This window comes from Pseudomaricurvus alkylphenolicus (assembly GCF_011683955.1).
GTDB lineage: Bacteria > Pseudomonadota > Gammaproteobacteria > Pseudomonadales > Cellvibrionaceae > Pseudomaricurvus > Pseudomaricurvus alkylphenolicus.
On sequence record NZ_JAAQPI010000008.1, the window covers coordinates 280,220 to 293,125 of the forward strand.

The following is a 12,906-nucleotide window of genomic DNA, read 5'->3' on the forward strand; positions in this document are numbered from 1 at the left end:
GCCCACCATATTACTCTGTATTGGCAGCTGATAGTACTCCCAGAGCCCGGCTGGTGGGTGAACCCACAGTCACACCGCGACCTAAAGTAAGACCACTTTGGGGGGATCAAATAATGCGCGAGTAACGTACCGGCTGCGGGGAATCCAGATAGGCATCAAAGGCCATGCAGATTCGGCGAATCAGCAGGCGCCCATCGTCGGAAACTTCCAAACCGGCCTCGCTGCGCTTGAGCAGCTGATCGTCCAGCAAGGGCTGAAGTGATGCCAGAGCCTCGGCAAAGTAGGCCTCAAAATCAATCTCGTAAGCCCTTTCAATCGCAGCGAAATCCAGTTTGAAATGACAGATCAACTGATTGATAACCGCCTGACGCAATTGATCGTCCGCACTTAAGGTCAGCCCCTTAAAACTGGGGGCTTGCCCCTGCTCAAGCGCCTTCGAATAGCTGGGGATGTCTTTGTAGTTCTGGACGTAAATATTATCAATGGCGCTGATCGAGGAGACACCGAAGGCCAACAGATCGCAATTGCCATGGGTGGCATAGCCCTGAAAATTGCGTTGCAACAGCCCTTCGCGTTGGGCCACAGCGAGATCATCGTCCGGTTTGGCAAAGTGATCCATGCCGATATAGACATAACCGGCTTGCTGTAACCGCTCGATAGAGTGCTCCAGCATCTGCAGTTTTTCCTGAGGTTCTGGCAGGGCCTTGGTATCGATCTGGTTCTGGCTCTTGAACAGGTGTGGCAGGTGCGCGTAGTTGAACAGCGACAAGCGTTCGGGGGCGAGTTCTATCACCTGCTCCAGAGTCTGGCTGACGCTCTCAAGGCTCTGGTAGGGCAGACCGTAAATCAGATCCATGCTCAGAGAGTGAAACCCTTCAGCCTTGGCTCGTTCGGTCAATTGGCGCACTTCTTCGTAGCTGTTAAACCGGTTAACGGCGTGCTGGACCCGGGCGTCGAAGTCTTGCACCCCCATGCTCAAGCGGTTGAATCCAATCTCTCTCAAGACACCCAGAGTGTCGGGATTGAGGCCGCCGGGATGGATTTCGATGGAGTATTCGCCGCTGTCGTCGTCGAGCAGTTGAAAGTGCTCGCGGGTGGCGGCCATCAGTTCGCGTTTTTCGTCGTCGCTGATGTAAGTGGGGGTGCCGCCACCCCAGTGCAGTTGGTGTACCGGGCGAGAGGTATCGAACTGGTTGGCGCGCAGGGCGATCTCCTGCTGCATGGCATCCAAGTAAGGGCGGGCCCGTTTTTTATTGGCGGTGACGATCTTGTTGCAGCCACAGTAATAACAAATGGTGTCGCAGAACGGAATATGGAAATACAGTGACAGCGGGCGGGCGGCCTGGTTGCTGCGCTCAATGGCGGCGTCCACCTCCGAGGTGGGATAGTTTTCGACAAACTGCGGAGCCGTTGGGTAGGAGGTATAACGCGGGCCGGCCAGATCATATCGCTGGATCATGCCTTGGTTCCAGTGAACGGTAGTGCTGTTGCTAAATTCTTTGCTGGTCATGCAGTCTGTCGTCTGAAAAAAGTAAAGACGACAGGGTAGTTCGTTTGCGCAAGCTTTACCTTGACGTGTGTCAATCCGCGTGTCGTCGGCTTAGCAGCCACAGCATCAGAGCGGCACCAGTGCCACTGGTGCCCAGGATCATGGCCATAATCATGATCTGGTAGCGAACGGCCACCAGCGGAGAAACCCCGGACAGGATCTGACCGGTCATCATGCCTGGCAATGCCACCAGGCCTACGGCCAAAAGGCCATTAATCTGGGGGATCATGGCGGCCTGGAAGGCCTGTCCCCGCGCTTCCAGGGGTGCCACGCTGCGGTCGAGTTCAGACTGGTAACGTTCCGCTGCCAGGCTAATGGCATTCATGGTGTTCGCAAAGTACATGCCGGCGAGCGGGATCAGCACATTGGGGCTGTACCACTGCTCCACACCCATCACCAACTTCAGCGACAACAACAGGTGCAGGGAAACCGCAAGACCGAGAGAGATCAGCGCCGGCTGCAGATAGCCGCTCTGGTGGCGAACAGGACGAATCGCGATCCAGCCGGCAGCCGTGATCATGACGGTCAAGACCGCCAGGCTTAACCAGGGGGAAGGGTTCTCGAATAACACCACCAGCACATAGCCGACGCCCACCAGCTGCAGCAACATTCGGGCGCTGGCGAGCAGGACTTCATTGGCTCGGCCCTGCCAGGCAATGTATATGGCGCAAACCAAGGCGATGGGAATCAGGCACCAGCTCAGCGCTGACCAGGAAATAATCGACATAATCCGGTGATCGATGGCGTTATTGCCGAGGATGAGTTTGACGTGAGTCTAAGGCAGCAGGCCGGGAATGTCATTGCATCTGGAGGATTTTGTCATAGGTCGGGCCGTGGCAGCTGGCTAGACTGTGATGGCTATGAAGACTGTCAAGAGTGAAAAACAGCCCGGAGTTCGATCATGACCAAACAATCCTCAGATCTCAATATGTCCACTATGCAATTACGGCTGGTGGACGGCGTGCACGTGCTGACGCTCACCAATAACGAGCACGAAAACAAGCTCAATATTGACGTGATGGGGGAGTATCATCGGGCCCTCGATGCCGTCGAAAACTACGAGGGCAATACTGCCCTGTTGATCACCTGCGAGCATGAAAAAACCTTCTCCACCGGCATTGATCTGGAGTGGCTGGGTAGTCAGACGCCAGAGGGGGTACAAAACTTTGTCTTGGAGCTGGAGCGGGTGCTGTACCGTCTGGCCATGTTCAATGCTCCCACCATCGCCTGTATTAACGGCAACGCCTATGCCGGCGGGGCGATACTGCTGACGGCTCTGGATTTTCGGGTCATGAGGGCCGATAGGGGGCGTTTCTGCTATCCGGAAGTGAATATTCATATCCCCTTTACCGAGGTGATGACGGACATTATCGGGCTGCTTCCCAACAAGCATGTGCTCAAGCAGATGGCACTTCTGGGCACCCCATTGACCGGCGAGGAATGCGTGGCGGCGGACGTAGTGGATGCCATTTATCCGCTGCAAGCGCTGCAGCAGGAGGCTATGAATCTGGCCGTACAATTGGCCCAGAAGGATCGCAATACCTATACCACCATCAAACGGCGTATGCGCGAGGGGCTGACCCGTCATGCAGAGGCTCTGGGGTACTGAGTTTCCCATGTGGCTTCCTCCCGGCCCTGGCAGCCGCTAAAATAGCGGTTTTGCCGATTCGACAGAGGGAGGTAGCCGGCAATGAGCTCCTTGCAGGATCAATTGATGAAGGCCGGCTTGGTTGACGCCAAGAAAGCCAAGCAGGTCAACAAAGACAAGCGCAAAGCCGCCAAGGTTCAGAAGAAGTCCAAGCAGGTGGTCGTGGACGAAACCAAGTTGCAGGCCCAGCAAGCCCGCGAAGAAAAGGCTGAACGGGATCGTCAGCTGAATGCCGAGCGCAAGGCGGAGGCGGACAAGAAAGCCGTTGCGGCGCAGATCAAGCAACTGATCGAGATGAATCTGCAGTCGAAAGGCGGGGGCGATATTCCCTACAATTTCACTGATGGCAAACAGATCAAAAAAATTCACGTCTCCGCGGCGGTGCAGGAGCAGCTGACCCGAGGCCGTCTTGCCATCGTCAAACTGGGAGAGGGCTACGAACTGGTGCCGGTGCCTGTGGCAGAAAAGATCGCTGAGCGTGATGAGTCGGTGGTGTTGTCTGTAGCCGCCGCTCAGGATCAGATGGATGAGGATGATCCCTACGCGGATTACCAGATTCCTGATGATCTGATGTGGTAACTTTGATTGAGGCCTAGGGAAAAGGGGAAATTCCAATGACTAAAATTATTGTCGCCATCATTGCTATTGTGGCGGTGTTTCTGCTGGTGCAGCGCGTCTCCGCAGGCAAGAGCAATTATGCTGAAAACCTGCAGAAAGGTCGCGAGTTTCTGGAGCAGAACAAGAGTAAAGAAGGGGTGGTAAGCACGGCCTCCGGATTGCAATACCTGGTGCTGGAAGCGGGGGACGGCAAGCAGCGCCCCGGCGCTCGTGACAAGGTAAAAGTGCATTACCACGGCACCCTGATAGACGGCACCGTGTTTGACAGTTCTGTGGATCGGGGCGAGCCCATCGAGTTTGGCCTGTACCAGGTGATCAAAGGTTGGCAGGAGGGACTGCAGCTGATGTCTGTGGGCGAGAAAACCCGCCTGTTTATTCCCAGCGATCTGGGCTACGGCAAGCGTTCGGCCGGTATTATCCCGCCCGGCTCGGTTTTGATTTTTGATGTCGAATTGCTGGATATCCGCTGATTCTTGCGAAAACTGACGCCGCAGTTGTCAGCTTTGCCCGTGGCGCAGGTTTGCAGGCATGGTGTAGGCTGCAAGGCCCTTATTCCCGAAACTGACTCAGGAGAGATATTGTGATCGGATACGTAACCATCGGTGTCAAGGACATGGAAAAAGCCAAAGCGTTTTATTCTGAGCTGCTGGGTGAGCTCGGTGCCAAGGTGATTTTCGATATGGATCGCATCGCCATGATCGGCAAATCCGCCCATGAGCCAATGCTGGCTGTGTGCATTCCCTTTAACGAGGAAGACCCCAATCCGGGTAACGGCAATATGTTTGCCATTCCCGCTCCTGACAAGCCTACCGTCGACAAGCTCTACAAAAAGGCCATTGAGCTGGGTGCCACCTGCGAAGGCGAGCCGGGACAGCGTATGCCAGACGTATTCTACGGTGCTTACTTTCGCGATCCGGACGGCAACAAGGGCGCGTTCTTCGTCTTTGGGTAATTCAGTCGCTGGCGACTGCCGAGACCTCGGTGTCTCGGCAGTCGTGATGAGATAGATCCCAACCAGGATCCAAGCAGATTAGAGTTCGGCGTTGTGGTAAACCCGCTGAACATCATCAACGTCGTCGAGCATGTCCAGGAACTTGTCGAACATCTCGACGTCGTCGCCACTGACCGCCGTGGTGGTTTGGGGAACAAACTGAATCTCGGCCACTTCGAAATCAATCCCCTCAATAGCATTGCTCAGCGCCTGCTTGGCCTTGAAGAAGTCGGTGTGGGGAGCAAACACGGTGATCATGCCGTCTTCGCACTCGATATCGGTGACGTCCACATCTTCTTCCATCAGCGCTTCCAACGCCACTTCTTCGTCGTCACCCTTAAAGGCCAGAATGGCGCAGTGGTCGAACATGTGGGCGACGGAGCCCTGGCTGCCGATCTTGCTTTTGGTTTTGGTAAAGCACTGGCGCACATCGCCAAAGGTACGATTGGGGTTGTCGGTGAGGCATTCCACTATGACCATACAATTGCCTGGACCGAAGCCCTCATAGCGAGCCACATCAAAGTCTTCACCGCCACCGCCCTTGGCTTTGTCGATGGCTTTGTCGATCACATGAGCGGGAACCTGGTCTTTCTTCGCTCTGTCGATCATGCTGCGCAGTGCGAGGTTGCCATCGGGGTCCACGCCACCCTTCTTGGCGCAGACATAAATCTCACGACCGTATTTGCTGTAAATTTTGGATTTTTGGTCGGCCGTTTTGGCCATGGATTCTTTGCGGTTCTGGAAGGCTCTGCCCATGAAACTGACCTATGCTCTCAATTTTGTGCTCAAAACGCTGGATTCTACCTTTTCAGGGCTTGGGTGAAAACCGCCAGCGAGCACCCGGGCTATTCGACAATCATCTGCCAGAGGTCACCCAGAGCCTTGCGGCCGTCTCCACGATCCGTGTAATAACGGGCAAAATCCTGACTCGTGGCTCCCTGGTCAAGCTGGATTCCCCAAAGGGGATCAATCCGGTGGGGCAGCAGTGAGTAGCGGATATCCACGACCCGCCTGGGGTCATTCTGGTCCAGCGCAATATAACCGGCGGAGAACCATCTGAAGCGTTCAATATCGCGAGCCTGTTGAGTATCGCCGGTAAGCCAGGGCAGATCTCTTGCCAGATCAAGCTTGGGCACGCTGTCTCCTTGCCAGACTCGGCTATTGGACCAACCGGGTTTTACCGCATCCACATAAAAGTGCTGTTCGGTTTCGTAGACCACTTTCCACACCGCCAGGTTGCCGAAGCTGGGTTTGGCCTCCAGACGCTGGGGTTGGTGTCCGCGATCCCGGGCCAGTTGTTCGCCCAGTTGCAACGCCCGTTCATGTTGTATGGCGCCGAGTCCGATATAGGCCAGCCCCCAGATCAGGCCGACCAGGGTCAAGCCGCGCTTGCGGTGTACCGCGGCCAAAATCACCAAGGCCAGCAGCGGTAATGTGAACAGGGGATCGACCACCGAGATCCAGTCCCAGGCAAAGCGGTCATTGCTTAGGGGCCAGAGCAGCTGGGTGCCATAGGTGGTGCAGGCGTCCAACAAGCCGTGGCTGCCGTAGCCCAGCAGGCACCAGATGTAGATTTGCTTGAAGGTCAGGTTCCAGCGACCGGCTAACAGCGGATAAAAGGCCAGTGCGCAAATCAACGCACCGAAGGGGATAAACAGCAGCGAGTGGGTAAAATGGCGATGAAATTCCAGCGCCAGCAGCGGATCGCCCTCGGATCGAATCAGTACGTCCAGGTCTGGCGCCATACCGGCCAGCGCCCCAATCGCCAGCGCCTTGGCGAGCTCCCGCGGCCTGCCACGGGTCTGGGCAACGGCGCCGCCGAGGGCGGCCTGAGTCAATGGGTCCATGTACTGTTCTCCATATTCATAACGTCTTCCGTGCGGGCACCGGCAGGCAGGGATATCCAGTTTAGGGGCAATGGGACGCAGGAAAAAGCCAGGAAGCGTAAAGACAGGACTTTATCTTTGGCGCTTGACGCCGATATCTCATTCAGGAACTAAACTGAACTGGCAGGTCTATACACTGAACGCCAACACAGCCAACACAGAAGCAGGTTGAGATTATGAGCTTTCCCAACTCCATCGCCTTTCGCATTTCTCTGGGGTTCGCCATTAACGCGGTACTGGGTGTGGCCCTGGTGGCCGTATTGATCGGTCTGCACGGCGACGTCTCGAAACAGCTGATGGTGGTGGGGGAGCGTCAGTTACCTCAATTGTTGTCCATCGGTCACACTCGCACCGCCCTGGACCGTCTGCAGGTGATCGCCTACTCACGCTACGCACTGTCGTTGGATGCAGAGCAATACGACCGCCAGCGTCGGGAGCAATTTGGTCGGCTGCGCGAGGGGCTGGAACGTTCTCAGCTGAGTACGTCGGCCGGTCAGGTGGAGCAGGTGCTTGATCGGCTGGGCGCTACCATGAGCGCCGAGTCGGTGGATTGGGATCTGGCGCGAGAACAACTGTCCCAATTGGCGCAGACGGGCACACGTATACAACGCCAGCTTGATGAGCAGGTTGAGCTGATCGAGCAACAGACCTTGGAGGGGTCGCGTGAGTCGCTCTCCTTGCTGGAGCGCGCGACGGTGTTTGCCCAGGGGTTTGCGGTGTTGCTGTTGGTGTTCGCCGCCCTTGCCTATTGGATGGTCAAACAACTCGTGTCCCGCCCAGTGGAAGGCTTGGCTCAACGGCTGGATCAATCGGCCGCGGAACGGGATCTCGGTTGTCAGTTTCCCGCCAATCAGGGCGGTGAGGTCGGACTGATATCCGGTGCGTTGAATAAGCTCTACGAGGGTTTTCGCAGCATGATCGGCGTGGTCCACAGTGTTTCATCGGACCTGAATCAGGCCACGGGTGAACTCAACCAGGTGGTTACCCGCGCCAGCGCCAGTGTCGCGCAACAGATGCAGGCGTCCGGACGCCTGGTGGAGACCATGGACGATTTCAGCCGTGGCGTCGAAGAGGTGGCACACCAGGCGGACGAAGCGGCACGGGGTGCGGAAAGCGGCAAAAGCCAGGCACAAATTGGCGAACAGGAAGTCGACAAAGCGGTGGATCGGATTGCCATGCTGGCTGAGGAAATCGAAGTGGCCAGCAGTCTTATCGAAGCCCTGGGCAGTGAAAGTGCCCGCATCAGTGGATTAGTGGAAGTTATTCGCGAGATTGCAGACCAGACCAATCTTCTGGCCCTGAATGCCGCCATCGAGGCGGCAAGGGCCGGAGAGATGGGACGTGGCTTTGCTGTGGTAGCGGACGAAGTGCGCCAGCTGGCCACTCGCACACAGACGGCCACCGAAGAGATCCAGAGTGTCATCGGGCAGGTCGCCAGCGGCGTGGAAAATTCCGTACAAGCGATGCAGTCCACCCAAAGCTCCGCTGGCGAGGCAGTGGAGCAGGCGCGTAGCGCAGGCTCGTCGCTTGGCGACATCCGCACCGCTATCGAGGTGGTGGTGCAAGCCAATCAGAGTATTGCCAACGCCACCGGTGCTCAGCGTGAGCAGATGGGCAGTGTCGGCGACTTATTGAAAGCTCTGCAGGAGTTGTCGGAATCCGTGGAAAGTGAGACGCACACGGTGAGCGGTGCGTCTCAGTTGGTTGCTGAACGTTTTGCCGTGTTGAATCAGCAAGTGAGCGAATTCAGGCTATAGAGCACTGTGCTGGAAGTCAGGTGAAGCTGATCTTAAGCCGAAAGGGTTTCGATTCGTCGGCGGGAGGTTGTCCCAATCCGCAGTTTCCTGACGGTCGTTTGCTGGCGCTGCCTATTCCCGACCAGCGTTCGCGGATTGCCTATGGCGATCTCCATCATGGCGATGTCAATGTCGGCGACCTGGTGGAACAGTTAACGAAGCGTGGCGTCAGGGCGAATCACGGCGCTCATCTCGATCCCGATATGACTCCTGGTCATTATCGACGCTCTCAAGGTTGGAGACCCGTGCTGGGGCAAGCCGGTTCAGCTCAGGGGCATTTGCGCAAACAGGCGGTTGGGGTTGGAGATGTGTTTCTGTACTTTGGCCTGTTTCGTGAAATCGAGCACCTTGAGGAGGGCTGGCGCTTTAAACCCGGTGCGCCACCAAAGCATGTTTTGTGGGGATGGATGCAAATTGCCCAGGTTCTCAAAGTAGACGAATTGGATCTGCACAACGAACACAGTTGGCTGAGCTATCATCCCCATTGCCATGGCGAGGCCGATGACAATAACACCATTTATGTCTCAGCGAATCGATTAAAGATTAATGGCCGTACGACTCAATTGCCCGGCCATGGGGTATTTGCGAGCGCCGGAAAAAAGCAGATCTTAACGGACCCGGCGGCCCGATCTCCAAGCTTTTGGCGACTGCCCCGTTGGTTTTTTCCGGATAACGGCCAGCCACCACTGAGCTATCATGCCAAGCCGGAGCGTTGGAGCCGAGACGCTCGGCACTGCTTCTTGCGCAGCGCCGCACGGGGACAGGAATTTGTACTTGATACCCAATATTACCCAGATGCGATACGCTGGCTAAAGGGGCTGGTCAATTCCAGTTTCTAACTGCCGGCGTGACTGAATTGTTGTCCGCTGACGTCCTTACTGTCTGCGCCCATCAAATACACATACAGCGGCATGAGATCATCGGCTGATTTAACATCAGCGGGATTTTCAGCAGGGTAAGCCGCCGCGCGCATGGAGGTTCGGGTGGCGCCCGGGTTAATACTGTTGACACGAATTTGAGTGGTACCTTCAAGTTCCTGGGCCAACGTCTGCATCATGTTTTCGTTAGCGGCTTTGGACGCTGCATAAGCCCCCCAGAAGGCGCGGCCTTCGTAACCGACACTGGAACCGGTAAAAACAATGGACCCCGCGTCCGATTTTTCCAGCAGCGGCAGCAGTGCCTTGGTGAGCATAAACGGCGCGTTGACGTTGACCTGCATCACCCGCTGCCAGGTGTCTGCGGAATAGTTGTTGATGGGCGTGCGTTCACCCAGCTCCGCCGCGTTATGCAGCAGGCCATCCAATTTTCCAAACTCGTCGAACAAAGCCTGGGCCATGTCCTCGTAGTCTTTTTCGCAGGCGCCTTCGAGGTTAATCGGATAGATGGCCGGTTGCGGGCCGCCAGCGGCTTCGATTTCGTCGTAGACCATCTCCAGCTTCTGGGTGGTGCGACCGAGCAATACTACCGTGGCACCATGCCTGGCAAAGCTGAGTGCTGCGCTGCGGCCAATGCCGGCACCGGCGCCGGTGATCACAATCACTTTATCGTGCAAAATGTTACTGTCGGGCTGGTAGCCCTGAGGAAGGGTGTTCATGATGCTTGTCTCTACAGGTACTGCTTGACCAAGGGAATAATGTCGCTGGCGTGATCCACAATATGGGTGGCTTGCCAACTTGCCACCTCGGCGACGTCGTTAATATAACCGTAGCGTGTGGCGATGGTAACGCAACCGGCGTTACGGCCGCAGTCGATATCCCGTTGATGATCGCCCACGTAAATAATGTCTTCAACATGGCAATCGAGCAGACGCGCAGCCAGGTGCATGGATTCGGGATCGGGCTTGCGGTTTTGGACGTGGTCCGGACAGATGACGCAATCCGGGCTCAGCCCCAGTGCGTTAACCAGAGGCGTTGTATAGAGCTCCGGCTTATTGGTGGCAATGCCCCAACTGAGGTTGTTGTCCCGCAAAAAAGTCAGCAGTGAATCAATGCCAGGAAAAGGAGCGCTGGCGACGGCGAGATGATCCAAATACAAATCCAGCAAGCGCTGCCGAAGGGCTTCAAAACCCTCATCGCCTTCATCGAGCCCAAAGGCCAAAGTCACCAGTGCGCGGGCGCCATTGGATACGGTGTTTCGGATTGCCAGGCTGTCGAGGGGCGGCAGGGATTGTTCCGCCCGCAACCGATTGAGCACCACTTCAAAGTCAGGTGCCGTGTCCAGCAGGGTGCCGTCGAGATCAAACACCACGGCTTTTACGTTGTTTTTCATAGACGTCTGCTTGTTACTGCTATTTCCTAACGGCTGCCATCAAGCTTCTTTGGTGACGTGAGCCATGTAATTCACATCAACATCGTCGTGCTTGAGGCGGTACACCTTGGTCAACGGGTTGTAGACCAGCCCAGTCATATCCACGAGATTCAGGTCAGCCTGGCGAATCCAGGCTGCCAACTCGGAGGGCTTGATAAACTTGCTGTATTCGTGGGTGCCGCGGGGCAAAAACTTGAGCAGATACTCCGCGCCTACAATCGCAAACGCATAGGCCTTGGGGTTGCGATTAATGGTGGAGAAATACAGATCCCCGCCGGGTTTGCACAGTCGCGCGCAGGCACGGATCACCGAGGCCGGGTCAGGCACGTGTTCGAGCATTTCCAGACAAGTGACAATGTCATATTGCCCGGCCTCCTGGTCCGCCAACTCCTCCGCGGTGATGCGCCGGTAATTGACCTCGACACCACTTTCCAGGCTATGAAGCTTGGCGACTTGCAATGGCGCTTCGCCCATGTCGATGCCATTAACGTCAGCGCCGCGTTGGGCCAGACTTTCGGCGAGAATACCGCCGCCGCAGCCCACATCCAAAACGCGCTTGCCCGCCACCGGGGAGCGCTGATCAATATAATTGCTGCGCAGGGGATTGATATCGTGCAAGGGTTTGAATTCACCGTGTTTGTCCCACCAGCGATTGGCCAGGGCTTCAAATTTGGCGATTTCCGCCTGATCGACATTACTCATACTGTTTTGATCCGAATCATTTCTTTAACTTCGCTTGCCAGCTTTGGGCGTTTGAGCGTATCTCTGCTTCATCCAGGGTTTGCAGTTGCCCGCCACGCAGCAATAGATGGCCGTTAACCCAGACGTCGCTGACTTGTCGAGACACATTGCCGTACGTCAGCAGCGAGACGGGATTATACAGCGGCAGACTTTCCAGGTTGTCGACGGCGATGGCAGTAATGTCCGCGGCCTTGCCCACTTCCAGGCTGCCGATCTCCGCTTCCAGGCCCAGCGCCCGCGCGCCATTGAGTGTGGCCATGCGCAGGGCGGTGTGAGCATCCACGGCACCGGCGTCACCACTCACGCCTTTGGCCAGCAGCGCTGCTGTGCGCATCTCTCCAAGCAGGTCCTGATCATTATTGCTGGCGGCGCCATCCGTACCCAGGGCAACATTAACACCGGCATCCAAGAGCTTTTGCACCGGGCAGAAGCCACTGGCCAGTTTCAGATTGGATTCCGGGCAGTGCACCACGTGAGCACCGGTCTGGGCCACCAACTCGATATCCTGGTCAGTCAATTGTGTCATATGCACGCATTGCGTCTGAGGGCCCAACAGCCCCAGGCGATGGAGCCGCTGGATAGGGCGTTCGCCGCCGTTGGCAGCGACAGCGTCTTCCACTTCCCTGGCGGTTTCATGCAGGTGAATTTGTACCGGTGACTCCAATTGGGCGGCGACGGTGGCGATCTGCTTCAGAGGTTCGTCCGAGACGGTATAGGGTGCGTGAGGGCCGAACACCACCTCCACCAGCGGGTGGGATCGGTAGTCGTCATGCAGGGCCAGGCCCTTGTGAATATAGTCATCGGCATCTCGCCCCCAGGCGCTGGGAAAGTCAAACACCGGGAAGGTGATCTGGCAGCGCATGCCGGCCTCCACCGCCTCCCTCGCCACTTCGTCCGGGAAAAAGTACATATCCGAAAAGCAGGTGGTACCGCTGCGAATCATTTCGGCCATGGATAAGCGTGTGCCCTCACGCACGAATTCCGGGGAGACCCATTCGCCCTCCGCAGGCCAGATGTGCTCCTGCAGCCATGTCTGCAGCGGGTAGTCGTCGGCGTAACCGCGCATCAGTGCCATGGCGGCGTGATTGTGGGCGTTCACCAGGCCGGGAATGAGGATATGCTCATTCAGCTCGTAAGATTCTTCGGCCCGATACAGGCGGTGAGCGTCGTCCCAGGGCACAATTGCCTGGATGCGGCCCTGATGAACCACCAGGCTGCAGTTCTCCAGCACCTGCCCGTCGGGGACCACGGGAATCATCCAGCGGGCGTGGATCAGCAGGTCAACCAGTTGGGAGTTGTCAGTATCTGCCATGGGCGTTCCTTTTGTCGGCAGTCTGAACGTTTATTGGTCTGCCTTGAGTAAATAATGA

At 56.7% G+C, this 12,906-nt stretch carries 14 protein-coding genes; 6 read left to right on the forward strand and 8 right to left on the reverse strand.

Features of this window, described 5'->3' with window-relative positions:
• Positions 1-106 precede the first annotated feature (106 nt).
• Positions 107-1,510 carry an oxygen-independent coproporphyrinogen III oxidase gene (gene hemN, locus HBA55_RS20775; RefSeq protein WP_166995378.1) on the reverse strand — a complete coding sequence of 468 codons (1,404 nt, stop codon included), beginning with the start codon at positions 1,508-1,510 and terminating at the stop codon, positions 107-109.
• Between the two features lie 70 nt (positions 1,511-1,580).
• Positions 1,581-2,276, reverse strand: coding sequence for an ABC transporter permease (locus tag HBA55_RS20780; protein WP_166995380.1), 696 nt, complete (start codon positions 2,274-2,276; stop codon positions 1,581-1,583).
• Positions 2,277-2,450: 174 nt separating this feature from the next.
• Between HBA55_RS20780 and HBA55_RS20785 the strand changes: the two genes are divergently transcribed.
• From HBA55_RS20785 to HBA55_RS20800, 4 genes are all read left to right on the forward strand, one after another.
• Positions 2,451-3,158, forward strand: a complete 708-nt coding sequence (locus HBA55_RS20785; protein WP_166995382.1) for an enoyl-CoA hydratase/isomerase family protein — start codon at positions 2,451-2,453, stop codon at positions 3,156-3,158.
• Positions 3,159-3,239: 81 nt separating this feature from the next.
• Positions 3,240-3,776 (forward strand): DUF2058 domain-containing protein, encoded by a 537-nt coding sequence (locus tag HBA55_RS20790; RefSeq protein WP_166995384.1) that lies wholly within the window; start codon positions 3,240-3,242, stop codon positions 3,774-3,776.
• 35 nt (positions 3,777-3,811) lie between these two features.
• Entirely contained in the window at positions 3,812-4,285 is a 474-nt protein-coding gene (locus tag HBA55_RS20795) for a BamJ family beta-barrel-assembly machinery protein (RefSeq protein WP_166995386.1), read from the forward strand.
• Between the two features lie 110 nt (positions 4,286-4,395).
• The gene (locus HBA55_RS20800; RefSeq protein WP_166995388.1) at positions 4,396-4,767 is read left to right on the forward strand and encodes a VOC family protein; all 372 of its coding nucleotides are present in this window, start codon (positions 4,396-4,398) and stop codon (positions 4,765-4,767) included.
• A gap of 78 nt (positions 4,768-4,845) precedes the next feature.
• Here the strand turns inward: HBA55_RS20800 and HBA55_RS20805 are convergent, their stop codons facing one another.
• Positions 4,846-5,562: a YebC/PmpR family DNA-binding transcriptional regulator gene (locus HBA55_RS20805; protein WP_166995390.1), complete on the reverse strand. Its 717-nt coding sequence runs from the start codon at positions 5,560-5,562 to the stop codon at positions 4,846-4,848.
• Positions 5,563-5,651: 89 nt separating this feature from the next.
• Positions 5,652-6,653: a metal-dependent hydrolase gene (locus HBA55_RS20810; RefSeq protein WP_166995392.1), complete on the reverse strand. Its 1,002-nt coding sequence runs from the start codon at positions 6,651-6,653 to the stop codon at positions 5,652-5,654.
• Positions 6,654-6,868: 215 nt separating this feature from the next.
• On the opposite strand from HBA55_RS20810, the gene HBA55_RS20815 reads away from it, so the two are divergent.
• Together HBA55_RS20815 and HBA55_RS20820 are read left to right on the forward strand one after the other, a co-directional pair.
• The gene (locus HBA55_RS20815; protein ID WP_166995394.1) at positions 6,869-8,449 is read left to right on the forward strand and encodes a methyl-accepting chemotaxis protein; all 1,581 of its coding nucleotides are present in this window, start codon (positions 6,869-6,871) and stop codon (positions 8,447-8,449) included.
• 20 nt (positions 8,450-8,469) lie between these two features.
• Positions 8,470-9,327, forward strand: a complete 858-nt coding sequence (locus tag HBA55_RS20820; protein ID WP_166995396.1) for an Nmad3 family putative nucleotide modification protein — start codon at positions 8,470-8,472, stop codon at positions 9,325-9,327.
• On the opposite strand, the gene HBA55_RS20825 is transcribed toward HBA55_RS20820, so the two are convergent.
• Genes HBA55_RS20825 through HBA55_RS20840 form a run of 4 tightly spaced genes read right to left on the reverse strand, consistent with a single transcriptional unit; the run spans position 9,324 to position 12,848 of the window.
• Positions 9,324-10,082 (reverse strand): YciK family oxidoreductase, encoded by a 759-nt coding sequence (locus HBA55_RS20825; protein ID WP_166995398.1) that lies wholly within the window; start codon positions 10,080-10,082, stop codon positions 9,324-9,326. The genes HBA55_RS20820 and HBA55_RS20825 overlap by 4 nt on opposite strands.
• 11 nt (positions 10,083-10,093) lie before the next feature.
• On the reverse strand, positions 10,094-10,756 hold the full coding sequence (locus tag HBA55_RS20830; RefSeq protein ID WP_166995400.1) for an HAD family hydrolase: 663 nt from the start codon (positions 10,754-10,756) through the stop codon (positions 10,094-10,096).
• Positions 10,757-10,795: 39 nt separating this feature from the next.
• Positions 10,796-11,497, reverse strand: coding sequence for a bifunctional 2-polyprenyl-6-hydroxyphenol methylase/3-demethylubiquinol 3-O-methyltransferase UbiG (gene ubiG / locus HBA55_RS20835; protein ID WP_166995402.1), 702 nt, complete (start codon positions 11,495-11,497; stop codon positions 10,796-10,798).
• Positions 11,498-11,513: 16 nt separating this feature from the next.
• On the reverse strand, positions 11,514-12,848 hold the full coding sequence (locus tag HBA55_RS20840; protein WP_166995404.1) for a TRZ/ATZ family hydrolase: 1,335 nt from the start codon (positions 12,846-12,848) through the stop codon (positions 11,514-11,516).
• Positions 12,849-12,906 lie beyond the last annotated feature (58 nt).

Coding starts and splice junctions, on each gene's coding strand:
- HBA55_RS20795 (WP_166995386.1), top strand. CDS start 3,812: ATGACTAAAATTATTGTCGCCATCATTGCTATTGTGGCGGTGTTTCTG.
- HBA55_RS20815 (WP_166995394.1), top strand. CDS start 6,869: ATGAGCTTTCCCAACTCCATCGCCTTTCGCATTTCTCTGGGGTTCGCC.
- HBA55_RS20805 (WP_166995390.1), bottom strand. CDS start 5,562: ATGGGCAGAGCCTTCCAGAACCGCAAAGAATCCATGGCCAAAACGGCC.
- HBA55_RS20785 (WP_166995382.1), top strand. CDS start 2,451: ATGACCAAACAATCCTCAGATCTCAATATGTCCACTATGCAATTACGG.
- HBA55_RS20790 (WP_166995384.1), top strand. CDS start 3,240: ATGAGCTCCTTGCAGGATCAATTGATGAAGGCCGGCTTGGTTGACGCC.
- HBA55_RS20780 (WP_166995380.1), bottom strand. CDS start 2,276: ATGTCGATTATTTCCTGGTCAGCGCTGAGCTGGTGCCTGATTCCCATC.
- HBA55_RS20810 (WP_166995392.1), bottom strand. CDS start 6,653: ATGGACCCATTGACTCAGGCCGCCCTCGGCGGCGCCGTTGCCCAGACC.
- HBA55_RS20840 (WP_166995404.1), bottom strand. CDS start 12,848: ATGGCAGATACTGACAACTCCCAACTGGTTGACCTGCTGATCCACGCC.
- ubiG (WP_166995402.1), bottom strand. CDS start 11,497: ATGAGTAATGTCGATCAGGCGGAAATCGCCAAATTTGAAGCCCTGGCC.
- HBA55_RS20830 (WP_166995400.1), bottom strand. CDS start 10,756: ATGAAAAACAACGTAAAAGCCGTGGTGTTTGATCTCGACGGCACCCTG.
- hemN (WP_166995378.1), bottom strand. CDS start 1,510: ATGACCAGCAAAGAATTTAGCAACAGCACTACCGTTCACTGGAACCAA.
- HBA55_RS20825 (WP_166995398.1), bottom strand. CDS start 10,082: ATGAACACCCTTCCTCAGGGCTACCAGCCCGACAGTAACATTTTGCAC.